This window comes from Streptomyces sp. NPDC004629 (assembly GCF_042873595.1).
Lineage (GTDB): Bacteria > Actinomycetota > Actinomycetes > Streptomycetales > Streptomycetaceae > Streptomyces.
This window is the reverse complement of the sequence record NZ_JBIALO010000005.1, coordinates 277,267-299,746: the sequence shown is the minus strand read 5'-3', so window position 1 is coordinate 299,746 and position 22,480 is coordinate 277,267. Positions and strand designations below refer to the sequence as shown.

The following is a 22,480-nucleotide window of genomic DNA, read 5'->3' as shown; positions in this document are numbered from 1 at the left end:
GGGGAACTGCGCGCTCAACCACAACGCTGCCGCACCCGGCTGACGGCATGACGTCCCACGGCGCATGGCCGGCCCCCGAAGGGGCGCGAGGAACTGCGCGCTCAGCGACGACGCTGCCGCGCCCCCGGTGACGGCATGACGTCCCACGGCGTGCGGCCGACCCGGCCGGGAGGGCACACGCGCTCAACCACGACGCTGCCGCACCCGGCTGACGGCATGACGTCCCACGGCGTGTGGCCGACCCGCCCGGGAGGGCACACGCGTTCAACCACGACGCTGCCGCACCCGGCCGACGGCATGACGCCCCACGGCAGGTAGCTTCGCTGCCCCGCCCGAGAGGGCACGGCGGGGCCCGGGGTCCGACCGGCCTGAGCCGCCGGTCGGGCCCCGGAGATCCGTTCAGCGGCCGTGCCGGCCGCCCGCCGCGCGCCGCCGCACCGACAGGAACAGCGCCGCGGAGCCCAGCGACAGCACCGCCGCGCCCCCGGCCGCCAGATACGGCGTGCCGCCGTTCGCCCCGGTCTCGGCCAGGTTCGCCGAGGCACCGGCGGCCTTCGGCTCGTTGGCCGAGGTGCCGGCCGCGGCCGTCACCGGCTCCGCCGATGTGCTCGCGTCGTCGTCGCCGTGGCCGTGGTGCTCGACCGTCGACTTGTCGGCACCGGCCGCGATCTGCTCCTCGGACGGTGCGGACGCGCTCGGCGCGGGAGTGCCGGCACCGCCGCTGCCACGGGCGGCCGTACCCGAGCCGCTGCCACCATCGCCCGTACCCTCGCCGCCGCCGTCACCCGTACTCCCGCCGCTGCCGCCGTCGTTCGCGCCCCCGCCGCTGCCGCCGAAGGTGACGTCGGAGCAGGAGTAGAACGCCTCCGGGCTGTCCGAACGCTGCCAGATCGCGTACAGCAGTTGCCGGCCGGAGCGCTCGGGGAGCGTGCCGGAGAAGGTGTAGAAGCCGCCCGAGGCCACCGGGTCGGTGACCGTCGCAACCGGGTGCGCCAGGTCCAGGTCGGCCCAGGCGAGCGGCTTGGCCGGATCGTAGCCGGGCTTGGTGAGGTAGACGGCGAACGTGCCCTTGTGCGGGGCGGTCACCCGGTACTTGAAGGTGTACGAGCCGCCGCTCACGCTCGTCGCGGGCCAGTCGGCGCGGGCCAGGTCGAGCCCCTTGAACTCGTCGTTGTTCGCGCTGCACAGCTTGCCGTCCGGGATCAGCTCCTGGTGCCGGCCGGCCGCGTCGCCGATCCGGATGCCGTTCCAGTCGTAGAGCGCCTGGGTGCCGCCGGCCGCGACCGCCGCCCGGCAGGCCGCCGAGTCGGGGCTCTCCGGTCCTTCCGCGTAGCACTGCGATACCCGGCTGACGGGGTCGCCCATCGAGCCGTGCGCGGCGGCCGGCGCGGCGGCGAGCACGGTCAGGGCGAGCGGTGCCGCGCCGAGGACGGCGACGGCCGCGGCCGTACGGCGTGCGGGCGGCTGGCGGCGTACGGGCATGGGGGAACTCCTACGGTCTTCGGGGTGGGGTCGATCCCGCGGGGGGCGATCAGAAACTAGCCCGAAGGAACCGGGAAATCGCCTGCTGGAGGCGGTCGGGGGAGATCCTTATGGTCCGCTTAAGGGGGTGCTCAGACTGCACTCAGGTAGGTGCCGTGCGCGCCATGACCGACGCCGCCTACCGCCCTTACAACGAGCGCATCGAAGTGGTGCCGCAGCCCGGACCACGCGGCGAACGTCCCCCAGGGAAGCTGTTCGTCACCGGCGATCCCGTGATCGCGGACGGTCAGCCGTCCGGCCACCAGGTGCAGGCGATGTCCTTGCGGACCTCCTGGCGCCCCGCGGGGCGCTCCTCGGCTTCCTCGCGGACCCGGCGGGTGTCCGTCCTCTTCAGGGGCTTCTGCACGGTTGCGCGGCGCATGGCTGCCTCCTTCGGCGCCTGCCGGAATCCGCGCTTCCGCGGTGGCGGGCCCTTGCGGCGAGGGTGACTCATCGGCGGTGGTCTGTCAGTGGCGGCTGTCACCCCCGGACTGTCAGTGGCGGGTGTCACCCTGGGGGCATGACGGACGAGAGCAATCGCGGGACGGCGGCGGGCGTCGACTGGGACGCCGCCGCCGCGACCTTCGACGACGAGCCGGACCATGGGCTGCGCGACCCCGAGGTGCGCGCGGCCTGGGCCGCCAGACTCGGCACATGGCTGCCCGGGCGTCCCGCCGATGTGCTCGACCTCGGCTGCGGCACCGGCAGCCTGGCGCTCCTCGCCGCCGAGCGGGGACACCGCGTCACCGGCGTCGACCTGTCCCCGGCGATGGTGGACCTGGCCCGCGCCAAGACGGCCGGGCGTCACGCGGTGTTCCTGGTCGGCGATGCGGCCACGCCCCCGGTGGGGGAGCGGCGCTTCGACGCCGTCCTCGTCCGGCACGTGCTGTGGACGCTGCCCGGACCCGCCCGCGTGCTGCGGCACTGGAGCGGGCTGCTGCGGCCGGGCGGGCGGCTCGTACTGGTCGAGGGCGTGTGGGGGACGCTCTCCCCGGTCGGCATACCCGCCGCCCGGCTGACCGCACTCCTGGAACCGATCGCCTCCCACGTGCGCGTGGATCCGCTGTCCCACGAGCCCGCGCTGTGGGGCGGCCCCGTGACGGACGAGCGGTACGCGGTGGTGGCGACGGTGTGATCCCGGCCGGCCGCGGGTCAGGCCAGCAGCGCCTCGAAGCGTTCCGTACGGGCCAGCGCCTCCAACTCGTCGAGCGCGGCCAGGGCGGCGGCCGCGGCCGCGGGGTCCGTGCGGGCCAGCCCGCTCAGCGCGAACTCGTCCTCGTCCAGCCGTCGTACGTCCGTGCCGTCCGCGGAGCGCCACAGGTCCAGGTCGAGGTCCTCCACGACCAGCTGTGTGCCGGACAGCACGGCCGGCCGGGCGATGTCGCAGTACCAGCCCTTGAGCACGCCCGCCGGGTCGCGGACCTCCATCACCGCGTACCAGCGGTCCCGCCAGTAGTACTCGGTGAAGATGTCGCCCGGTGCGAAGCGCACGAAGCCGAAGTCGCGGACCGTGCCGCCCGCGAAGGGGGCGCGCACCACGATCCGGGTGCCGTCGTCCCGCAGCAGCTCGGCCGGGTAACGGATCTTCGTACGACCGCCCTTGACCAGGACGACCTCCAACGGGCGGCCGGGGTCAGCCGAGTTCGCGGATATGGCGCACCTCCGTGGCACAGACCTGGTAACCGAACCATGTGTTGATCGCGAGCATCGGGCCGTTCCCGGTGTCGTTGCCGGTGAACGCCTCCGTCAACCCGGCGGCGCGGGCACGGTGCAGGGAGTCGTTCTTGGCGAGCTTTGCCAGACCGCGGCCCCGGAAGGCGCGCGCGGTGCCCGTCATCACGGTGCCGTAGCGGTGCCCGCCGTCCGTGCGGGCCGCGCTGAACGCGGCGGGGCGCCCGTCGACCAGCGCCACCGAGGTCAGCTCGGGGCTGAACAGGGGGTGCCGCCAGGTCTCGTCGAGCCAGGCCCCGTAGTCCGTGAACTCGGTGTCCAAGTCGCTGGGCTCGTCCGCCATCGTCTCCGCGTCCAGCCGGAACAGCGGGCGCGGGTCGTCGGCGAAGTCCGAGCCCGTGCGCAGTTCGACGCCCGGCGGCGGGTCCTGCGACGGGGGCAGCGTCGCATGCGCCAGATCCAGCCGCAGGAAGTGCGCGGAGCGGCCCGCCCGGTAGCCGTGCCGTTCGGCGAAGGCGAGGTTGCCCGGCTCGTCAGGCACCCAGGTCAGCAGACGGCGCGCGCCCCGGGCCGCCAGGTGCTCCTCGGCGGTGCGCACCAGCAGCCCGCCGGCGCCGCGCCGGGTCCGCTCCGGGTCGACGTACACGTTGACATAGCCCTGGCCCGGCTCCGGGCTGTCGTAGGCGATGCCCACCTGGGCGGTGCCGATGATCTCGCCGTCCTCCTCCGCGACGAGCCTGCGCAGATGGGCGTCCGGGTGGGTGTGGGCGATCTCGTGGGCGACGGATTCCGGGGTGAACAGCATGAACGGGAGGGCACGGTGCCGGACCCGGATGAAGCCGTCCAGGTCCGCACGCGCGTCGGGGCGCAGATCGCGCACGAGCACAGTCATGGGGCCGCACGCTACGGGGGACCGGGACCCGGGTGCCCCTCATTTTCCGGCGGGTGCGGGAGAATCGCGGCGTGACCTTGAAGATCCGCATCGACGACAGCGCACCTCCGTACGAGCAGGTGCGGGCCCAGATCTCGGAGCAGGCGCGATCCGGGGTGCTGCCGGTGGGCTACCGGCTGCCGACCGTGCGCGGGCTGGCCGAGTCGCTGGGGCTTGCGGCGAACACCGTGGCCAAGGCGTACCGGGCGCTGGAGACGGACGGGGTGATCGAGACGCGGGGCCGCAACGGGACGTTCGTGGCGGCCGCCGGCTCGGCCGCGGCACGTGAGGCCGCGACCGCCGCGCAGACCTACGCGGAACGGGCCCGCCGCCTCGGCCTGGACGAGGCGGCGGCCCTGACCGCGGTACGAGACGCACTGCGTGCGGCCTACGGGGCGGAGTGAGGCGGAGCCCAGTGGGCGGCCTGGGGGCGCGCCGACGGGACGCGCGGGGGTGTGCCGGGGCTCAGCCGTGTGCCGTCAGGGCCGGGGTGCGGGTGGTCGGCAGGCCGGCCCTGGCTGCTGTCGCCGCGAATGCCGTCGCGTCCTGCACCGCGGCTCCGCCGGGGTCGTTGTTGAAGTACGCGTAGACGTCCTCCGTGACGGACCAGGTGGTGGCGACGCGGTCGGTCCAGGTCTCCAGGGAGCGTCGGCCGTAGCGCGGCCAGGGTCGGGCGCGGCCCTGGTGGAAGCGGACGTAGCCCCAGTCCGCGGTGCGCCACAACGGGGTGACCGGGTGGGCGAGGACGTCGGCCCAGCACAGCGCGGCGCCGCGGCGCTCCAGGATCGTACGGGTCTGCGGCGTCCACCAGGAGTCGTGGCGGGGCTCGACCGTGACCCGGGTGCCGGAGGGGAAGCATGCCAGGCACGCGTCCAGGAGGTACGGGTCGGCGCGCAGGGTCGGCGGGAGCTGGAGCAGGACCGGGCCGAGGCGGTCGCCGAGGCCCGCCGCGCTGCCCATCAGCCGCCCCACCGGCTCCTGCGGGTCGCGCAGCCGTTTGATGTGGGTGAGATAGCGGCTGGCCTTCACCGCGACCACGAAGTCCGAGGGCACGCGGTCCCGCCAGCGCTCGAAGTTCTCCCGCGTCGGCAGCCGGTAGAACGCGTTGTTGATCTCCACCGTGGCGAAGCGCGCGGCGTACTCCTCCAGCCACAGCCGCATCGGCCGGTCGGCCGGGTACAGAACGCCCCGCCAGTCCCGGTACTGCCACCCCGACGTACCGACGAACAAGGTCATACCCCCATCAAAACACCCTCCCGCCCAAGCCTTCCTGCCCCACCCGCCCGCAGACCCGCGCCGGCGGCTGCCTGCGGGGCTTGGGCGGTGGCTGGGCTCTGGTCTGAACGGCCGGGGGGACTCAGCCGGGGGGCTTACAGGTACAGGCCCGCTTCCGTTGACTCGCGGGCGCCCGGTACCGATGTCGGGGTCGTGCCGCGGCGCAGTGCGTACAGTTCGGCCAGTGTCGCGCCGTCGCGGCCGACCCCCTGCTCCGCGCCCAGCCAGGCCACCGCCTCCCCGCGGGTCAGCGGGCCCACTTCGATCCGGGCCAGACAGCGGCCGGGACGGACCACGGCGGGGTGCAGCCGCTCCAGGTCCTCATTGGTGGTGACGCCGACGAGCACGTTGCGGCCCTGGCCCAGCAGGCCGTCGGTCAGGTTCAGCAGCCGCGACAGCGCCTGCCCCGCCGTGTGCTTGGCCTCGCCGCGGATCAGCTCGTCGCAGTCTTCCAGCAGGAGCAGCCGCCAGCGGCCCTTGCCCGCCGCGTCCTCCTCGCCGATGGCGATGTCCATCAGATAGCCGACGTCGCCGAACAGCCGCTCCGGGTCCAGCACGCAGTCGACCTGGCACCAGTCCCGCCAGGAGCGGGCCAGCGTGCGCAGCGCGGAGGTCTTGCCGGTGCCCGGCGGGCCGTGGAGCAGCAGCAGCCGGCCCGCGATGTCCTCGGGGGTCGTCTTCATCAGCCGGTCCATGGCCTCCGCCACCGGCGCCGTGTAGTTGGGCCGCACCTCCTCCCAGGTGCCCGCCGAGATCTGGCGGGTGGTGCGGTGCGGGCCGCGCCTCGGGGACACGTACCAAAAGCCCATCGTCACGTTCTCCGGCTGCGGCTCGGGCTCGTCCGCCGCGCCGTCCGTGGCCCGCTCCAGGGTCTCCTTCGCCAGCTCCGCGGTGGTCGCGGTCACCGTGACGTCGGCGCCCCGGTTCCAGCGCGAGACCAGCAGGGTCCAGCCGTCGCCCTCGGCGAGGGTCGCGCTGCGGTCCTCGTCCCGGGCGACGCGCAGCACCCGGGCGTCCCGCGGCAGCAGGGTCGCGCCGGAGCGGACCCGGTCGATGTTGACGGCGTGCGAATACGGCTGCTCGCCCGTCGCGAAGCGGCCGAGGAACAGCGCGTCGACGACGTCGGACGGCGAGTCGGAGTCGTCGACGTTGAGCCGGATCGGCAGCGCGTCGTGTGGGTTCGCAGACATGCCGCCATGATCCGGCACGCGGGCCCGGTGCGCACCCGGTTTCCGAAGTGGGCGCGGAGTGTCGGGCATGCGAAGGATCCTCCGGTTTTTCCCTGTGCCTCCTACGGGGTGCGACTCGGCCGGCCTGCCAGGGCGGAGGTGGCCGAGGGCGGGGACGGCCCGATGGGGCCGACCCGGATGCGGCTGTCCAAGCCGGGTCTCTCGTCCGGCCGGCCCCGGAACGCAGGTTACGCAGGTTCCCCGGAGGCGCCGGCTGCCTCCGGGGAACGGGTGGTCCGATGGGTGCGTACCGGTGTTACGGCACGATCTTCAGGAGCTTGTTCGGCGAGCCGCTGCCCACGCTGGAGAGCACGTTGGAGGTGGCGCCGTTCACCAGGGCGGTGGCGACCTGGGCCGGGGTGGCCGAGGTGTGGCCCGCCAGGTAGACGGCCGCGGCACCCGCGACATGCGGGGTGGCCATCGACGTGCCGGAGATGGTGTTGGTGGCGGTGTCGCTGGTGTTCCAGCCCGCCGTGATGGAGGAGCCGGGCGCGAACAGGTCCAGTATCGAACCGTAGTTGGAGTAACTGGCCTTGGCGTCGGAGCTGGTGGTGGCGCCGACCGTGATCGCCTCGCTCACCCGGGCGGGGGAGTACGAGGAGGCGTTGAGCCCGTTGTTGCCCGCGGCGACCGCGTAGGTGACGCCGCTGGATATGGAGTTGCGCACGGCCGCGTCCAGCGTGGACGAGGCGCCGCCGCCGAGCGACAGGTTGGCGACCGAGGGCCCGCTGTGGTTGGCGGTCACCCAGTCGATGCCCGCGATGACGCCGGCGGTGGTGCCCGAGCCGCTGTTGTCGAGCACGCGGACGGCGACGATCTTCGCCTTCTTGGCCACGCCGTACGTGGAGCCCGCGATGGTGGTGGCCACATGGGTGCCGTGGCCGTTGCCGTCCTGGGCCGTGCTGTCGCCGTCCACCGCGTCGTAGCCGTAGGAGGCGCGGTCGCTGATCTGGCTGTGCGTGATGCGTACGCCGGTGTCGATGACGTACGCGGTCACGCCGCTGCCCGCGGTGTCCGGGTAGGTGTAGGTGCCGGACAGCGGGAGCGAGGTCTGGTCGACGCGGTCCAGGCCCCAAGGGGCGTTGGACTGCGTGGTGTCGGTCAGCCGGACGGTCTGGTTCTGCTCCACGGAGGCCACCGCCGGGTCGGCGGCGAGTCTCGCGGCCTCGGCCGCCGAGAGGTTCGCGGTGTAGCCGTTCAGCGCCGCGCCGAACGTCTTCTTCACCGTGCCGCCGTACTCCTTGATCAGCCCCTTGCCGGTGCTCGACGAGGCCTTGAAACCGGCGGAGTTCTTCAGGGTGACGATGTAACTGCCCTTCACCGCGGTGGGGGAGTCCACGGCGAGCACCGCGCCGGTGACGGGGGCGGCGTGCGCCGGGAACGCGGTGAGCCCGCCCACGAGGGCGGCGGCGGCCACGCCGGTGAGGGCGGCGAGGCGGAACTTCTTGCTACGCAGCTGTGCCATTACGAGGGGGTCCTCCTCTTGGCGGAGCGCGTCCGGGTGCGGCGCGCTGCTGTGGGGGCTGCGGGCGGGATCGCCCGCACGGCCCTGGAACGTTGCGTTCCATCCCGGGGCTGAGTAAAGGGTGGGTCTGCTACCGGTGCAGATCAAGGGAGTTGACCGGCTGTCAACATGCATGTCATGAACACGCAATCAACCGGGCAGTAACGAGCGAAGTCGATCTCGTTCGGACCTGAAATGTATTGGCATGAACACTTCCAGTCAACACGCGTAGCTGGTACCAAAGTTGAGGCAGAGATCCTGCTAAAGGGAGGTTCCATGAGACGTTCCCGACTTACCGCGTATCTGACCTCGATACTTCTCGCGGTCGGCCTCGCCCTCACCGGGGCCGCCACGGCGCAGGCGTCCTCTTCCGCGGCGGCCGGCGGCTATGTGGCCCTCGGCGACTCCTACTCCTCCGGCGTCGGCGCGGGCAGTTACATCAGCTCCAGCGGCAGCTGCGACCGCAGCACCAAGGCCTACCCCTACCTGTGGAACACCTACAACTCCCCCTCGTCGTTCGCCTTCAACGCCTGCTCCGGCGCCACGACGGACGATGTCCTCGCGACCCAGCTCGGCTCCCTCAACTCCGCCACCGGCCTGGTGTCCATCACCGTCGGCGGCAACGACGCCGGTTTCGCCGACGTCATGACGACCTGTGTGCTCAGCGACGACAGCGGCTGCCTGTCCCGGATCAACACCGCCCGGTCCTACATCGCCTCGACGCTGCCCGGCAAGCTCGACACCGTCTACTCGGCGATCAGGTCCAAGGCCCCGTCCGCCCGGGTCGTCGTCATCGGCTACCCCCGCTTCTACAAGCTGGGCACATCGTGCGTCGGCCTCTCCGAGACCAAGCGGTCCGCCATCAACGACGCGTCCGACTACATGAACAGCGTCATCGCCCAGCGCGTCGCCGCCTACGGCTTCGTCTTCGGCGACGTCCGCACCACGTTCACCGGCCACGAGATCTGCTCCGGCAGCTCCTGGCTGCACAGTGTGAACTGGCTGGACATCGGCGAGTCGTACCACCCCACCGCGGGCGGCCAGTCCCTCGGCTACCTGCCCGTGCTCAGCAACAACGCCTGACCCCTCAGGGCGCGTCGGACGGCGAGTCCGAAGGCGAAGCGGAGGCCCCGTCCGTCGGGGTCTCCGTCGCCGCGCACGTCACCGAGAACGGCACGGCGTCGGACGTCGTGCGCACCGGAGCCCGTACCTGAACGCTGATCGCGTTCTCGGTCGTCCCGCTCCCGGCAGAGGCGGTCACCACCACCGTGTCCCGCCGCGTCCGCCCGCCGTCCGCCGGGAACGTGAGGGTCTGCCACCCCGGGTCGGAGACGGACCCGCTCCTCGCGACCCACCGGTACTCCACCTGCGCGGGCAGCCGCCCCACGGTGAACGCAGCCGTGAACGCGGGCGCGTGCGCGGCCGGCGGCGGACAGGCCCCGGAATAGCGCGTATGGGCGCCGGCGAGGGTGACCCGCACCGACTGGGCCGGCCGGGTGCCGGACGGGCCGGCGCCGGTCTCGGGCGGCGTCTCCCGCGTGCCGGAACCGGTGCCGCCGCCCGGCGCGGGGGAGCCCGGACCGCTTTCTGGCCCGCTGCCGCTCGCGGCGCCGCCGCCCCTGCCGTCGTCGCCGTTCAGCAGGGCGTACGTCAGCCCGGCCAGCGCGAGCGCCACGGCGAGCAGGCCCGCCACCAGGACGACGACGGCACGCCGGCCGCGCTCCGGGGCGGTCGCCGCGGTCGCCGCCGTCGCCGCCGGGCCCGGCGCACCCTCGGACCGGACCGGCACCGGCCCGTTCGGGTCCGGCCGGACCTGCCGGGTCGTGGCCGTCGGCGCGTACGCCGTGCCGGGGCGCGGCGGGCCGCCCGCCGCGACGAGCCGCAGCTCATGCTCGGCCAGGTCGGCCGGCAGCCGTTCGGCGGGATCCTTGCGCAGCAGCCCCTCGACGACCGGGGCCAGCGGACCCGCGCGACGCATCGCCGGAACCTCCTCGTCGACCACCGCGCGCAGGGTGCTCAGCGGAGTGTCGTGCCGGAACGGCGAGACGCCTTCGACCGCCGCGTACAACAGCACACCCAGGGACCACAGGTCCGACTCCGGTCCCGGGGTGCACCCCAACGCCCGCTCCGGGGCGAGGAATTCGGGTGAGCCGACCATCTCGCCGGTCATGGTCAGCGCGGAGCTGCCCTCCACGGTGGCGATGCCGAAGTCGGTGAGCACCACCCGGCCCTCGCTCCCCAGCAGCACATTGCCCGGCTTCACGTCCCGGTGCAGCACCCCGGCCCGGTGAGCGGCGCGCAGCGCGGCCAGCACCTCGGCGCCGATGTGCGCGCCGCGCTGCGGCGGCAGCGGGCCGTTCGCCGCCAACCGGTCGGCGAGCGACAGACCCCGGACCAACTCCATGACGATCCACGGCCGGCCGCCCTCCACCGCCACGTCGTACACCGTCACCACATTGCGGTGCGCGACCCGGGCCGCCGCCCACGCCTCGCGCTCCAGGCGGGCGTACATCCGCTGCACGTCCGGGTCCGGCAGCCCGGCCGGGGCCCGCACCTCCTTGACCGCCACCTCGCGGTGCAGCACCTCGTCGCGCGCCCGCCACACGGTCCCCATGCCGCCCTCGCCGAGCGGGGACAGCAGACGGTAACGGCCCGCGATCACACATACGTTGCCCGGCTCTTCCGACACGGGTGCCCCCTCACGCCCTCTCGCGTGATGTCTGCACAAAGTAGCTCATCCGAACGCGGATGCCGTCCCCCTGAACACCAGTCCGATGCCCAGGACCACGACGCCGAGCGCGGACGCCAGGGGCACGGTCCGGCGCACCAGGGCGGCCACCGGATGGGTGGTCCAGCGGGGCCGTCCGTCGAGCACCCGGGTCATTCCCGTACCCAGCCTGACGACGGCGAAGCCGGCCGCGGTCAGCGTCAGGGCCAGTCCGGTCCCATACCCGAGGACGAGGAGCAGCCCGAACCATGCGTGCCCGAGCGCGGCGGCGCCGACGAGCACCACCACCGCGGACGGGCTCGGCACGAGTCCGCCCGCGAAGCCGAGCAGGATCGTGCCGCGGAGCGTGGGGGCGGTGGGATGCGTGTGGGAGGAACCGCCGTGCGTGTGCCTGACGGCGTTCTCGACGGCGTTCTCGACGGTGTGACGGTGGTCGTGGTGGCGGTCGTGGTGGCGGAGACGACCGGGCGGGTGCGGGTGGGGGTGGGGGTCCGTGGCCGGGTGCCGGCGGCCGCGCCAGGTCCGGCGTACGAGGCTCGTGCCCGCCAGCATCACCAGGATGCCGCTCGCCATGCCCAGCCAGGCGATCACCGAGGGCGCCGCCGCCGAGCCCGCCGTGACGAGCAGGCCGAGAGCGACCACGCCGAGGGTGTGAGTGACCGTCACCGAGGCCGCCAGCGGCAGCACGTCCCGCAGCCGGGCCCGGCCGCCGCGGGCGGCCGCCGCCGCGGCCATCAGCGTCTTGCCGTGGCCCGGGGCGAGGGCGTGCAGCGCGCCGAGCCCGGCTGCGACCACCATCGCCAGGAGGACGAAGCCGGCGGTCGGCCGGTGCCGGGCGACGAGGTCGTCCAGGGCACGGGTCCAGCGGTCGGCGCCGCGGGGCAGGACGGTCGCGGCGGGCGCGTCCCGGTGCGGCCCGGCGAGCGCGGGACCGCCGGGCCGCACCCGTACGGCGGCGTCGCCGGTGTCGGCGGGGGAGGACAGCAACTCCTGTGGATAACTCGTGAGTTCGTGCGAGACCGAGCGCTCGGGCACATCGGTCGCCGTGAGCGTCGTACGGTCGCCGCGCGCCGTGATCTCCCGCCAGCCGGGTCCGGCGTCCGCGCCCGCGGCCCGGAAGCCGATCGCGACGGAGCGGCCCTCGGGCAGCGGAGCGGTGAACCGGCACTCCACCCGCAGGGTGTCGAGCCCGGCCTGCCCCGGCCGCCTGACCGCGTGACTGCGCTCGACGGACAGGGCGGTCCGCCGGCCCGCCACGGTGAGCGCACCGCCCTCGGCGGCGTCGGCACACCGGCTGCGGGCCCAACCGGCCATGCCCAGCCGCCCGATGTCCCGCCGGGACTGGGCGGCGGGTATCTCGGCGAGGTCCTCGACGTGGTCGACGCGGAGCAGCCCGGGAGCCGCGACGAGACCGTCGTAGCGGTTGACGGTGAAGTTGCCCAGCGGGTGCGCCGCGGCACTCGTGGCCGGGACCAGCACGACCGCACAGGCCGCCGTGAACACGGCCGCGAAGGCGGCGAAGGGATGACGGAGCCTCACTCGGCCGCCTCCGCACCGCGCAGCGCCGCTCGGGCCCCGGCCGCGCCGAGCGGCGAGAAGCCGGGGTTCAGCCGCAGGGCCGCGGTGAGCGAGGCGCGGCCCGCCCGCCGGTCTCCCACGGCCAGTTCGATCATCCCGCGGTGATGGAGGAAGGAGGCGTTGCGGTACCCGGTGGCCGTGGCCCGCCGGGCGTACGGCAGCGCCTCCCGGTCCCGGCCGTTGACGTGCAGGGCCCAGGCGAGGGCGTCCGCGGTGTGCACGCTGCGCCGACGGGTCCACTCGGCGCGCGCCGCGCGCAGGGCGGCGGCGCGGTCGCCGTGGTCGGCGGCGGCGAGCGCGGTGTCCAGGTCGGCGTCGACACCGCCCGCGCGGGCGAGGGCCGTCCACGCGCCGACGAGGGCGTACTGGTCACGCGCCCTGGCCGCGTCGCCCGGCGCGCCGCGCGCCTCGTACAGCTCGCCGAGTTCGACCAGCGGGCCGGGCAGCGGGGAGCGGGCGACGACGGCCTCCAGGCCCCGGACGGCGGCGGCCCGGTCCCCGCTCGCCGCCTGCGCGCGGGCCCGCCCCTCCAGGGCGGGCAGATAGGTCTCGTCGGCGGCGAGCGCGCGGGCGTAGTGGGCCAGGGCGGTCTTGTGGTCGCCCTGGTTCCAGGCGAGGTGGCCGAGCTGGGTGGCCACGTACGCCACGTCCCCGGGCGCGACGGCGCCGACCAGCGCCCGCTCCAGCACCCGCCGGGCCGTGCCGACCTCGCCGCGCAGCTCGCGCACATAGGCGTACCGGGTGAAGACCGGCACCCCGGGGCGCCGCTCGTCGGCGGTGTCGGCCGCCCGGGACGCCTCCTCGTACCGGCCGAGTTCGACCAGCGCGTCGATACGGGAGCACAGGGCGCGCTCGCTGTACGGGTTGCGCGCCAGCGCACGGTCCGCGTGGCGGAGGGCGGCCGTGAAGTCGTGCCGGGCGGCGGCGAGCGCGGCGCGTCCCGCGAGCGCCTGGTCGTTGTCGGGGGCCAGCCGCAGGGAGCGCCGCAGCGCCCGGTCGGCCTGCGGGTACCGGGACGGGTCGCCCTGCACGCGGGCCTGTTCGACATACGCGAGTCCGAGGACGGCCCAGCCGGCGAAGTCCCGCGGCTGCGCCCGCAGATGCGCCTGCACGGCGGCGACACCCGCGTCGAGGTCGCCGCCGCTCAGCAGGCCGGGGGAGACGGCGGCGGCGGAGACCACGGCCGGGGCGGATGCCCCGTCCCGCGCGGCGCCCGCGGCGACGGCACCACCGGTGAGCGCGACGGCCAGCAGCACCGCGCAACCGGCGGCCCGGGCCCGCCGCCACCGCCGCCCGGCGCCCGCCCCCCGCCGCACAGCGGCGCCCCGCTCGCCGCCGGCGACATCCGGCGGAACGTCAGCGGCCTCACCGACGACGTCGACCGGCGCCGGCCTCCCCGGGCCCGGCCCGTCCCCGGACGGGGTTGCCCGGCACCTCGGCGTGCCGGCGCGGGGCGGGCACGGTTCCTCCCCCGGCGCGAGCGCGCCGCCTGCCGCCGTGCTCGGCATGCCCGCGGTGCGGGTCGATCCCGCCTCCCGCGCTGTACGGGGCGTGGTCGGCTCCAGCCGCAAACCCGCCCGGTCGCCTGCGACGTCCGCCGGGGCGGCACCGCCAACTCCCGGCCCCTCCGACCCGCCCTCGGCGAGTTCGTTCCCCGATCCCGGCCCGTCCTCGGGGAGGTTGTCCCACGGCTCGGTTCCGTTCGCGGGGTGGGTGTGTACCGGCTTCTGCTCGGGGGTGTTCGGCGGTTGTCCGGCCGGTTCGGCGTCGTGCGTTTGCGGGGGCATGCCCTCTCCTGTGTCGCCTGTGCGGGGGGTCCTGCGGTGGGGTGGCGCGGCCCGCGCCGTGGGGGATGCGGGGATGCGGGCCGCGCCGGTCGGTGGGGTGCGCCGGCGGGGTCAGTACGGGCGCTGCATCCGGCGGCGCCACCACGCCAGGGCGGTGCCGATCAGCAGGACCCCGGCCGCGCCCGAAGCCGCGGAGGCGGCGATCAGCACCCTGTCGCCGGAGCCGGCGGACGAGCCGGCCGGGCGCAGCGCGTCACCGAGCCCGCTGCGGACGTCGGCGCCTTCGGTGGTGCCCTTGGCGAGCGCACCGCGCGAACCGGCCGTCGGCTGGGCCACGTACGGGAAGTGCTCCTCGAACTTCTTGTCGTTCGCGTCCACCGCGTCGCCGAGGTCGTTCTTGGCGCCGACCAGTTCGCCCTCGACCACCTGGAGGGCGGCGTCGATCACGTCGTCGGTCAGCCGACGGCCGTTCGGGAACCCCGCGTTGTCGCCGTCGAGCACGCCCAGCCGTTTGGGGTGTGCGCTCGGCTTGACGGAGGTGTTCAGGCGCAGTTCCTCCGCCGGGCGCACGTTCGGCGGCCGGTTCAGCCCCTCGACCCCCTTCAGGAAGACGTCGACCAGATCGTTGCGTGGCTCGGCGGGCGCCGGGATCTTGTAGATCGCCTCGATGAGCTTCGGCAGCTCCGGGTTGGTGACGTTCTTCAGGAACTGCGCGTCGTCCCAGGGCGCGGAGGCGTTGAACCGGTCCTTGTCCTTCTGCGGGTTGACGACCTCGTTGACGAGCGGGTTGCCGAGCCGCGACACCTGTGTGTAGTACCCCTGCGCGTTCCTGCGCTGTGTCGTCGACCAGATCCCGACGACCGGCTGCTTCGCCGACTCGCGGATCAGATCGTTCGGCACCTGGAGGGCGATCGTGTTGACGTTGTAGCCCTTGAGGGTGTCCCGGCCGACCTCGGACAGGTTCCCGCCGTACAGCAGGTCGAAGACGCGCAGGTCCAGGAAGAACGGGTCGTCCGCCTGCCCGGCGAAGGTCCGGGTGCCGCCCGCCGTCCGGTGGATCGCCTGCGCGCGCAGCGTGCCGTAGTCCGGCATCGAGGCCTTGCCCACGTTGGACGGCGCGACCGGCACGTCGTCCGCGAGCTTCGTCCGCGACACCACGTGCTGGTCCTTCAGCCGGACCAGATCGATGTCGTAGGTCTGCGTGATGTTCAGGTCCGGGTCGTCGAGGCCGGTGACCGGGCCCGTGTTGTAGAGGAACGTGTCCCCGTTCTTGCGGTGCGTGGTGAACGTGTAGCGGAACAGCAGCTCGCCCTGCGCGTCACCGTTGTTGTCGATGTGGAGGTCGTACTGGGCGTCGTCCGCGAACGTGTAGAAGTTCGGTCCGCCGGCCGGCTCCTCGAACGGGATCCAGTTGGCGATGATCGTGGTCGAGTCCGGTGCGTCCGGGCTGACGAACGCGTACACGTCCGTGTTGTCGTACTGCGGGGCCCCCGAGATCAGCGGGGCCTCCCGGTGGGAGGAGGCGGCGGCCGCCCCCGGTTCCAGCATGGCCACACCGGCGGCTGTGAGCCCCCCGGCGGCCAGCGCACCACAGATGAGGGTGGCGAGACCCGAACGTCCCGCGGCCCTCCTGGAGATGAGAGGAGTCATGCCGTCCGTTCCTCCGTGCCGACTTGCCTGATGTCCGGGGATTCGGAGACGGCACCGGGCCGGATTGGTCGGCCGTGAATTTTTTCCTCCCCTGCGCGACCCGCGTTTTCGGGCGGCTGATCCGTAACACCGTCCGGAGGTGCGTTCAGTGCGAATACCCGGTGTGACGGGACGGTCCGGCTGCGGACGGCGAGAGGAGGACACGGTGGAGGCGGACGAGCTTCTGGTGCTCGTGGCGGGCGGCGACCAGCGGGCGTTCGAGACCCTGTACGGACTGGTGTCCGGACCCGTGTACGGCCTGGTGCGGCGCGTGGTGCGCGACCCGGCCCAGTCGGAGGAGGTGGCCCAGGAGGTGCTGCTCGAACTGTGGCGCTCCGCGGCGCGCTTCGACCCCGCCCGGGGCAGTGCCCTGTCCTGGATCCTCACCCTCGCCCACCGGCGCGCCGTGGACCGGGTGCGCAGCGCCCGCGCGGCCGGCGAACGCGAGGAGCGCGAGGCCCGCCGCGCCCACCACCCGGCCTTCGACCACGTGTCCGAGGAGGTGGAGGCGGGCCTGGAACGCGAGTGGGTGCGGCGCTGCCTTGACCGGCTCACCGCCCTTCAGCGGCAGTCCGTCACCCTCGCCTACTACGACGGCTACACCTACCGTGAGGTGGCCGAGCGGCTCTCGTTGCCGCTGGGCACGGTGAAGACGCGGATGCGCGACGGACTGACCCGGCTGCGCGAGTGCCTGGGAGGTGCCGCATGAACGCCCTCGGCCGTGTACTGCGCCGCGAGGACCTGCACTCGCTGGCCGCCCCCTATGCGCTCGACGCCCTGGAACCGGGCGAGCGGCGCCGCTTCGAGAAGCACCTCGGCGGCTGCGAGCGCTGCGCCACCGAGGTCCGGGCGCTGTCCGAGGACGCGGTGCGGCTCGCCTGGTCCACGGCCGCACCGGCGCCGGTCGCGCTCCGCGCGCGGGTGCTGGCCGCCGTGCGCACCACCCCGCAGGAGCCGGCCCGCGGGCACGAGCGCACGCCGCAGTTGCCGCCGCACGTCTGGGGCACCCGGCCCCCGCCGGCACGCACCCGTACGCCCCGGATGCGCCCCCTGTTCGTTCCGCTCGCCACGGCGACCGCCGCGGCGGCGCTCGTCGTCGCCGGGCTCTTCGCGGTCGAGGCGGGCCGGACCCAGGACCGGCTGGACGCCGAGCGGGCCCAGGCGCGTGAGATCGCGCACGTGCTCGCCGCCCCGGACGCCCGGGCCACCAGCAGCAAGGATGCCCGTGGCCGCGGTATCGCGGTGATCGCCTCCGCGGCCGAGGGACGGGCCGTCGTCACCCTCAGCGGGTACGGCACCGCGCCCGGTGGGCGCGTGCACCAGCTGTGGCTCATGCGCCCGGATGTGCGACCGCGCTCCCTCGGGCTCCTCGACGGCGACACGCCTCTGATCGCGACGGGGATCGGCACGTCCGCGACGTCACTCGCCGTCACCGTCGAGCCCGCGGGCGGCTCCGCCCAGCCCACCAGTCAGCCGATTGCGCAACTCGCCCTGAAATCGGTCGGATTCGGAGAGTAATCGTCAACCTCCTTGCGGCGAAGGTGAATCCTGTGGGCCTGATACCCGAGTGCCCGGATGGGGCGATAGGGTTACTCTGCCCGCGCCGGGTGGACTCGTTACGGGTGGGGAGTGACATGGAGCAGATAACAGTGCGCAGCAGGGCGAGGGTCCCTGCGATCACCTGCGGGAGCAGCGCGACCAGTTCGCGCCTCGACCGCCATCTTTCGGTGCTGGCGGGTCCCGCCATACCGCAGCAGAAGACGGTCGAGGCGACATCGCTGATGCGCGAGCTGACCGCGCGTGACACCAGGCACGAGCGCAGCGACCGGGACACACGGGTGCGCCGTGTGTCGCTCTTCGCGCCACTGCGTCGGCTGCGCCGTTCGCTGTTCGGCGGCAACAGGCACTGACCGAAGGGCCCGTGCTCGGGCGGTCCTGCCGTCCCGGCGGCATGCTGCGATCCGGTCGTCCGTCATCCCCACGGCACGCAGCGGCGCCGCGGTGTGCCGCCCGAGCGCCCGCCGTCCCCCATCCGCGCCCGTCCCCGCCCGGCACCGATGGGGGACGACGCCGTCCCCGTCCCGACGGCCACCTCACTCCCCACCCCCGCCGCTCACCCCGCACCCCGACCGACGCCGGCTGCCGCTGCCTTCAGCCGGCCGAGCGTCGCGCCCGGCCGCACCCGTCCCGCGACCACCGTCCGGTGACCGCCGCCGGCGACCCGGCCGCCGATCTCCACAGCGGCTTCGCGTCCGACGGCTTCGTCAACCTGGCACGGGCTGCGCGACCCCGCCGTGGACGCCGAGGTGCGCCGGGCGGGTGATCCAGGGCGATGTCTCCACAGAGCACGGAGCCGACCGCACGCCTTGATGCGTGGCTTTGTGTAACAGGTTTGTCATACGTGGCGCTCCCTCGGCCCCGAACCGGCCCCGCAGGCCTGACTGTTCACCGCTCGCCGTGTGCGTACCGGCGCACGGCGAGGGGCAGCGACACCGCGATCAGGGCGGCGCTCCACGCCAGCGACCCGGCCACCGGGTGCGCCACCGGCCAGGCGGCGCCCTCCGGTACGGGGGCGTTGCCGAACAGGTCGCGCAGCGCGGCGGTGACCGCGCTGATCGGGTTCCATTCCGCGAGCACGCGCAGCCAGCCGGGCAGGTTGTCGGTCGGGATGTAGGCGTTCGACAGCAGGGGCAGTACGAAGGTCGAGGCGCCGAGCTGCCCCGCGGCCTCCTCGCTCCGGGTGAGCAGTCCGAGGAGGATCCCGACGCTCGTGCAGGCGAAGCGGAACAGCAGCAACAGGCCCACCGCGCCGAGCGCCCCGGCCGCCGACCCCTCGATGCGCCAGCCCACGGCGAGGCCGACCAGCAGCAACGGCACCGTGCCGAGCGCGGAGACGACCAGGTCCGCTGCGGCCTGGCCGAGCGGCACGGCGGACCGGCTCACCGGCATCGTGCGGAACCGGTCCATCACGCCGCGGTGCGCGTCCTGGGCGGCCTGAAACATCCCGGTCATGATCCCGCCCGCCGCGGTCGCCGCCAGCAGCCCGGGGACCAGGAAGGACCGGTACTCCTGGCCGGGCATCGCGAGGGCGCTGCCGAACACGTATCCGAAGAACAGCAGCATGTTCACCGGCATGATCTGGCTCAGGACGGTGATACCCGGACTGTTGCGGACCCTGCGCAGCTGCCGGCCCACCATCGCCACACCGTCGTACGCCCATACACTCATGCCGCAGCCTCCTTGGGGTCGGTGGTGCCGCCCTCCGGGGCCCCGGCGGTCCCGGTACCGGCGCCCACGCCGGTCAGCCGGAGGAAGACGTCGTCGAGGGTCGGCGGGCGCAGGCTCGCGTCCAGCAACGGCACGCCCGCCGCGTCGAGTTCGCGCACCAGGCGGGGCAGGGTCAGGGTGGGGTCGGTGGTGACCGCGCCGACGGACCGCCGGTCGTGGTCGAACGACGGTTCCCGGCCGGTGAGCCGGTCCAGGACGCCGGCCGCCCGCGGCAGTGCGTCGGCGTCGGCGACGACGGCCTCGGCGTAGGAGCCGATGAGGGACTTGAGTCCGGCCGGCGATCCGGTGTGCGCGACGCGGCCCCGGTCCAGCAGGGCGATGTCGTCGGCGAGTTGGTCGGCCTCCTCCAGATACTGGGTGGTCAGCAGCACGGTCGTGCCCTCGGCCGTCAGTTCGCGCACCGCGTCCCGGATCCGGCTGCGGCCGACCGGGTCGAGTCCGGTGCTGGGCTCGTCCAGGAAGAGCACGTCGGGGCGGCGCACCAGGCTCGCCGCGAGGTCCAGCCGGCGCCGCATACCGCCCGAGTAGGTGGCCGCCCGCCGGTCGGCGGCCTCCGTGAGACCGAAGCGTTCCAGCAGGTCAGCGGCCCGCTCGGCCGGGCCGCTGACCCGGTGCAGGCGGGCGAAAAGCCGTAGGTTCTGCCGTCCGGTGAGGTCGCCGTCGATCGACGCGTACTGGCCGGTGACGGCGATCCGGCTCCGCACGGCCGCGGCCTGCCGCACCAGGTCGTATCCCGCGACCCGGGCCGAGCCCGCGTCGGGCCGCAGCAGCGTGGTGAGCAGCCGCACCGCCGTCGTCTTCCCCGCCCCGTTCGGGCCGAGCAGCCCGCAGACCGTGCCCTGCGCGACGGCCAGATCCACTCCGCGCAGGGCATGCACGGCGCCGAAGCGCCTCTCCAGACCTTCACTAAGTACGGCGTACGTAGTAGTCATGGGTCGACCATAGCGCACTACGTACGGTGTACGGAACTAGGATGGCGGGCGAGGTGATGATCCATGGCAGGCCGAGCGGCCGTCCCCGAAGTGATCTGGGCCCGTCCCGAGCGCACGGGCCGCGGTCCGAAGCCGGCGTACACCCGCGCCGACATCGCGGCGGCGGCCGTGCGGATCGCCGACGCCGACGGTCTCGACGCGGTCTCGATGCGGCGCGTGGCGGCCGAACTGGGCTGCGGCACCATGTCGCTGTACAACTACGTCCCCCGCAAGGAGGACCTGTACGAGCTGATGGTGGACGCGGTCGGCGGCGAACACGAACTGTGGGAGCCGAGCGGGGACTGGCGCGCGGACATGGGCCGGGTGGCGCGGCAGACGCGTGCCCTGATGCACCGGCATCCGTGGCTGCCGCGGCTGATGTCACCGGTGTACGGCTTCAGCCCGAACGCCCTGCGCTACATCGAGCACTGCCTCGCCTGCCTGGAGCCGCTGGAGGCGCCCTACGGCACGAAACTGGAACTCTTCGCGATGCTCAACGGTGTCGTGACGACGTATGTCAGGAACGAGCTGGAGACCGCCGAGCGCACCCGCGCCCTGCCCTGGACGGAGGAACAGGAGAACGCGGCCCGCATCGCCTATCTCGGCGGCCGGCTCGCCTCGGGCGTCTATCCGCATCTGGCGGCGGCGTTCACGGAGGATCCCGGGCCGGCCGATCTGGAGGCCTTCTTCGAACGGACCCTGGACCGCATCCTCGACGCCTTCGCCCCGCCCACGACGCGCTAGAGCGGCGCGGACGGGCCGTCAGAGCAGCGCGAACTGACCCTCCGGGCCCTCCTCGTGATGGTCCAGGACCGAGGCCGGACGGCGGGAGGACGCCGGGGGCGGAAGGACGGCCGCCGCACGCAGTTCCTCGGCCGTGACCGGCGAGCCCACGGTCAGCTCGGCCTGTTCGGGCCCCAGTTCGGCGAGCAGGGCCAGGACGGTGATCAGTTCGAGCAGCTCCGATGTCCAGGACTGCGGCCAGACCGCGGGGCGGACGGCCGCCAGGGTGCCGGGCTCCGCCTGCGCCGTCCGTGCGGTGAACCACTGCTCCAGCACCCGGACTCCGGCCACCTCGAAGTCCCAGGCCGCGGGCGGCACCGGCGCGATGCGGCCCTCGTCGAGGTGCAGACACTCCTCGTCGCGGTCGTAGTGGACGGCGAGGGGACGCGGCGAAAGCGGGGCGCGGACGTAGGGGCGGCGGCCGCCGGGGAGCTTGGGGCGCTCACCGTCGCGGCGCATCAGCCACAGCAGCCGGTGGCCCAACCGCACGCCCCACGACCACAGTTCCGCATCCCGCGTGAGCGGCACCGCCGGGCCGGGCCGGGCCGCCGCCAGGATCCAGGCCAGCACGTCCAGGGGGGTGGGGGTCAGTCCCAGCCGGGCGCCCAGGTGCTCCAGCAGGCCGGGCGCCAGATTCGGCTCCCGGCCGCCCGGCCGCCGGTACAGCGGGCGGATCCGGCCGGGGCGCAGGGCCGGCAGCAGTGAGGTGGCCAGGAGCACCGGGCCCAGCCCCTCCGCGGCCGTCTCCACGGCGAACACCTGGTGCGCGTCCGCCACCCGCCACAGCTCCGGACGGGCCGCGTCGATCAGCCGGTGGTCGGGGATCAGCCACTGCTCGTCGAAGGGCGCGGCCAGCACCCGGACCGGCTCCGGACACGGGCCGGCCACCCGGGCCAGCCGCTCCGTGCCGCTGGGCTGGCCGGGCAGCTGGCCGACGGCCGAGTACAGGGTGCGCGAGCGCGTCGGCTCGAACAGGGCCTCACGGACCGGGCCCTTGGCCTTCACGAGAGCGTCCCAACGGGCCTTCAGGGAGGCCGCGTCGGGGGCCGCCGGCCACCCCCGGCCGAGCCGCGGCGGTGCGACGGACCACGGCATGAGGTCCGCGAGCAGCGGAGCGTCGTCGTGCGTCACGCTGGGCATCGTACGACCTTCCCCCCACGAGCGGCCCCGGAGCGGCCCCCGGCGTCCACTGCCGTGCCCAGCAAGACGGGGGTCACCTTCGTCGCCCTTGAGGGGTCGCGGGGACCTGCGCGCTCAGCCACGACGCTGCCGGCCCCCGGCCACGAGCCTGCGGCACTACGGCGCCCGCCGGCCTGGGGCGGATTCGACGGCGTCAGGTTGTCGCCCTTGAGGGGTCGCGGGGAACTGCGCGCTCAGCCACGAGGCTGCCGGCCCCCGGCCACGAGCCTGCGGCACTACGGCGCCGGCCCGCCTGGGGCGGATCCGACGGCGTCAGGTTGTCGCCCTTGAGGGGTCGCGGGGAACTGCGCGCTCAGCCACGAGGCTGCCGGCCCCCGGCCACGAG

Annotated in this window: 21 protein-coding genes; 7 read left to right on the top strand and 14 right to left on the bottom strand. The window is 74.1% G+C overall.

All coding sequences use genetic code 11. From position 1 onward, the window contains the following. Positions 1–399: 399 nt before the first annotated feature. Together ACFYTE_RS10220 and ACFYTE_RS10215 are read right to left on the bottom strand one after the other, a co-directional pair. Positions 400–1,482 (bottom strand): lytic polysaccharide monooxygenase, encoded by a 1,083-nt coding sequence (locus tag ACFYTE_RS10220; RefSeq protein ID WP_388707450.1) that lies wholly within the window; start codon positions 1,480–1,482, stop codon positions 400–402. Between the two features lie 286 nt (positions 1,483–1,768). Beyond that, a complete protein-coding gene (locus ACFYTE_RS10215) occupies positions 1,769–1,903 on the bottom strand; it encodes a hypothetical protein (protein ID WP_388707447.1) in 135 nt (44 codons plus the stop codon). Positions 1,904–2,041: 138 nt separating this feature from the next. On the opposite strand from ACFYTE_RS10215, the gene ACFYTE_RS10210 reads away from it, so the two are divergent. Next, positions 2,042–2,656, top strand: coding sequence for a class I SAM-dependent methyltransferase (locus ACFYTE_RS10210; protein WP_388707444.1), 615 nt, complete (start codon positions 2,042–2,044; stop codon positions 2,654–2,656). A gap of 17 nt (positions 2,657–2,673) precedes the next feature. Here the strand turns inward: ACFYTE_RS10210 and ACFYTE_RS10205 are convergent, their stop codons facing one another. Further along, positions 2,674–3,174: a DUF402 domain-containing protein gene (locus ACFYTE_RS10205; protein ID WP_388707610.1), complete on the bottom strand. Its 501-nt coding sequence runs from the start codon at positions 3,172–3,174 to the stop codon at positions 2,674–2,676. Beyond that, positions 3,155–4,084: a GNAT family N-acetyltransferase gene (locus ACFYTE_RS10200; RefSeq protein ID WP_388707441.1), complete on the bottom strand. Its 930-nt coding sequence runs from the start codon at positions 4,082–4,084 to the stop codon at positions 3,155–3,157. The genes ACFYTE_RS10205 and ACFYTE_RS10200 overlap by 20 nt, the downstream gene beginning before the upstream one ends. A gap of 71 nt (positions 4,085–4,155) precedes the next feature. Between ACFYTE_RS10200 and ACFYTE_RS10195 the strand changes: the two genes are divergently transcribed. Beyond that, the gene (locus ACFYTE_RS10195; RefSeq protein ID WP_388707438.1) at positions 4,156–4,527 is read left to right on the top strand and encodes a GntR family transcriptional regulator; all 372 of its coding nucleotides are present in this window, start codon (positions 4,156–4,158) and stop codon (positions 4,525–4,527) included. 61 nt (positions 4,528–4,588) lie between these two features. Here ACFYTE_RS10195 and ACFYTE_RS10190 read toward each other — a convergent pair whose 3' ends face one another. The 3 genes from ACFYTE_RS10190 to ACFYTE_RS10180 form a co-directional block, all read right to left on the bottom strand. Beyond that, entirely contained in the window at positions 4,589–5,359 is a 771-nt protein-coding gene (locus ACFYTE_RS10190; protein WP_388707435.1) for a DUF72 domain-containing protein, read from the bottom strand. A gap of 134 nt (positions 5,360–5,493) precedes the next feature. Then, positions 5,494–6,588, bottom strand: a complete 1,095-nt coding sequence (locus ACFYTE_RS10185) for a DUF5925 domain-containing protein (RefSeq protein ID WP_388707432.1) — start codon at positions 6,586–6,588, stop codon at positions 5,494–5,496. Between the two features lie 295 nt (positions 6,589–6,883). Continuing rightward, positions 6,884–8,092, bottom strand: coding sequence for a S8 family serine peptidase (locus ACFYTE_RS10180; RefSeq protein WP_388707429.1), 1,209 nt, complete (start codon positions 8,090–8,092; stop codon positions 6,884–6,886). A gap of 315 nt (positions 8,093–8,407) precedes the next feature. On the opposite strand from ACFYTE_RS10180, the gene ACFYTE_RS10175 reads away from it, so the two are divergent. Continuing rightward, positions 8,408–9,214 (top strand): SGNH/GDSL hydrolase family protein, encoded by an 807-nt coding sequence (locus ACFYTE_RS10175; RefSeq protein ID WP_388707427.1) that lies wholly within the window; start codon positions 8,408–8,410, stop codon positions 9,212–9,214. Between the two features lie 4 nt (positions 9,215–9,218). On the opposite strand, the gene ACFYTE_RS10170 is transcribed toward ACFYTE_RS10175, so the two are convergent. The 4 genes from ACFYTE_RS10170 to ACFYTE_RS10155 form a co-directional block, all read right to left on the bottom strand. Further along, the gene (locus tag ACFYTE_RS10170) at positions 9,219–10,820 is read right to left on the bottom strand and encodes a serine/threonine-protein kinase (protein WP_388707424.1); all 1,602 of its coding nucleotides are present in this window, start codon (positions 10,818–10,820) and stop codon (positions 9,219–9,221) included. Positions 10,821–10,865: 45 nt separating this feature from the next. Beyond that, a complete protein-coding gene (locus tag ACFYTE_RS10165; RefSeq protein ID WP_388707421.1) occupies positions 10,866–12,398 on the bottom strand; it encodes a nickel transporter in 1,533 nt (510 codons plus the stop codon). After that, positions 12,395–14,224, bottom strand: coding sequence for a tetratricopeptide repeat protein (locus ACFYTE_RS10160; protein WP_388707418.1), 1,830 nt, complete (start codon positions 14,222–14,224; stop codon positions 12,395–12,397). The genes ACFYTE_RS10165 and ACFYTE_RS10160 overlap by 4 nt, the downstream gene beginning before the upstream one ends. Positions 14,225–14,335: 111 nt before the next feature. After that, complete coding sequence (locus ACFYTE_RS10155) at positions 14,336–15,874, bottom strand: DUF4331 domain-containing protein (protein WP_388707415.1); 1,539 nt, start codon at positions 15,872–15,874, stop codon at positions 14,336–14,338. 163 nt (positions 15,875–16,037) lie between these two features. Here ACFYTE_RS10155 and ACFYTE_RS10150 point away from each other — a divergent pair, with 163 nt between their 5' ends. The 3 genes from ACFYTE_RS10150 to ACFYTE_RS10140 all read left to right on the top strand — a co-directional run bounded on the left by ACFYTE_RS10150 (position 16,038) and on the right by ACFYTE_RS10140 (position 17,823). After that, positions 16,038–16,622, top strand: coding sequence for a sigma-70 family RNA polymerase sigma factor (locus ACFYTE_RS10150; protein ID WP_388707608.1), 585 nt, complete (start codon positions 16,038–16,040; stop codon positions 16,620–16,622). After that, positions 16,619–17,431, top strand: a complete 813-nt coding sequence (locus ACFYTE_RS10145) for an anti-sigma factor domain-containing protein (RefSeq protein ID WP_388707412.1) — start codon at positions 16,619–16,621, stop codon at positions 17,429–17,431. Before ACFYTE_RS10150 ends, ACFYTE_RS10145 begins: the two co-directional genes overlap by 4 nt. Before the next feature lie 116 nt (positions 17,432–17,547). Then, entirely contained in the window at positions 17,548–17,823 is a 276-nt protein-coding gene (locus ACFYTE_RS10140; RefSeq protein ID WP_388707410.1) for a hypothetical protein, read from the top strand. Between the two features lie 535 nt (positions 17,824–18,358). Here the strand turns inward: ACFYTE_RS10140 and ACFYTE_RS10135 are convergent. Both ACFYTE_RS10135 and ACFYTE_RS10130 read right to left on the bottom strand, forming a co-directional pair. Further along, positions 18,359–19,141, bottom strand: coding sequence for an ABC transporter permease (locus ACFYTE_RS10135; RefSeq protein ID WP_388707408.1), 783 nt, complete (start codon positions 19,139–19,141; stop codon positions 18,359–18,361). Continuing rightward, entirely contained in the window at positions 19,138–20,133 is a 996-nt protein-coding gene (locus ACFYTE_RS10130) for an ATP-binding cassette domain-containing protein (RefSeq protein ID WP_388707406.1), read from the bottom strand. The genes ACFYTE_RS10135 and ACFYTE_RS10130 overlap by 4 nt, the downstream gene beginning before the upstream one ends. 63 nt (positions 20,134–20,196) lie before the next feature. Between ACFYTE_RS10130 and ACFYTE_RS10125 the strand changes: the two genes are divergently transcribed. After that, entirely contained in the window at positions 20,197–20,916 is a 720-nt protein-coding gene (locus ACFYTE_RS10125; RefSeq protein ID WP_388707403.1) for a TetR/AcrR family transcriptional regulator C-terminal domain-containing protein, read from the top strand. An 18-nt stretch (positions 20,917–20,934) separates the two neighbouring features. Here ACFYTE_RS10125 and ACFYTE_RS10120 read toward each other — a convergent pair whose 3' ends face one another. Further along, positions 20,935–22,095, bottom strand: coding sequence for a type ISP restriction/modification enzyme (locus ACFYTE_RS10120; RefSeq protein WP_388707400.1), 1,161 nt, complete (start codon positions 22,093–22,095; stop codon positions 20,935–20,937). Between the last annotated feature and the right edge of the window lie 385 nt (positions 22,096–22,480).

Bases quoted from the DNA above. Each gene is read 5' to 3' on its own strand.
- ACFYTE_RS10180 (WP_388707429.1), bottom strand. From the start codon at position 8,092: ATGGCACAGCTGCGTAGCAAGAAGTTCCGCCTCGCCGCCCTCACCGGC.
- ACFYTE_RS10190 (WP_388707435.1), bottom strand. From the start codon at position 5,359: ATGACCTTGTTCGTCGGTACGTCGGGGTGGCAGTACCGGGACTGGCGG.
- ACFYTE_RS10140 (WP_388707410.1), top strand. From the start codon at position 17,548: ATGGAGCAGATAACAGTGCGCAGCAGGGCGAGGGTCCCTGCGATCACC.
- ACFYTE_RS10125 (WP_388707403.1), top strand. From the start codon at position 20,197: ATGGCAGGCCGAGCGGCCGTCCCCGAAGTGATCTGGGCCCGTCCCGAG.
- ACFYTE_RS10210 (WP_388707444.1), top strand. From the start codon at position 2,042: ATGACGGACGAGAGCAATCGCGGGACGGCGGCGGGCGTCGACTGGGAC.
- ACFYTE_RS10220 (WP_388707450.1), bottom strand. From the start codon at position 1,482: ATGCCCGTACGCCGCCAGCCGCCCGCACGCCGTACGGCCGCGGCCGTC.
- ACFYTE_RS10185 (WP_388707432.1), bottom strand. From the start codon at position 6,588: ATGTCTGCGAACCCACACGACGCGCTGCCGATCCGGCTCAACGTCGAC.
- ACFYTE_RS10200 (WP_388707441.1), bottom strand. From the start codon at position 4,084: ATGACTGTGCTCGTGCGCGATCTGCGCCCCGACGCGCGTGCGGACCTG.
- ACFYTE_RS10175 (WP_388707427.1), top strand. From the start codon at position 8,408: ATGAGACGTTCCCGACTTACCGCGTATCTGACCTCGATACTTCTCGCG.
- ACFYTE_RS10160 (WP_388707418.1), bottom strand. From the start codon at position 14,224: ATGCCCCCGCAAACGCACGACGCCGAACCGGCCGGACAACCGCCGAAC.
- ACFYTE_RS10130 (WP_388707406.1), bottom strand. From the start codon at position 20,133: ATGACTACTACGTACGCCGTACTTAGTGAAGGTCTGGAGAGGCGCTTC.
- ACFYTE_RS10120 (WP_388707400.1), bottom strand. From the start codon at position 22,095: ATGCCCAGCGTGACGCACGACGACGCTCCGCTGCTCGCGGACCTCATG.
- ACFYTE_RS10155 (WP_388707415.1), bottom strand. From the start codon at position 15,874: ATGACTCCTCTCATCTCCAGGAGGGCCGCGGGACGTTCGGGTCTCGCC.
- ACFYTE_RS10145 (WP_388707412.1), top strand. From the start codon at position 16,619: ATGAACGCCCTCGGCCGTGTACTGCGCCGCGAGGACCTGCACTCGCTG.
- ACFYTE_RS10135 (WP_388707408.1), bottom strand. From the start codon at position 19,141: ATGAGTGTATGGGCGTACGACGGTGTGGCGATGGTGGGCCGGCAGCTG.
- ACFYTE_RS10215 (WP_388707447.1), bottom strand. From the start codon at position 1,903: ATGCGCCGCGCAACCGTGCAGAAGCCCCTGAAGAGGACGGACACCCGC.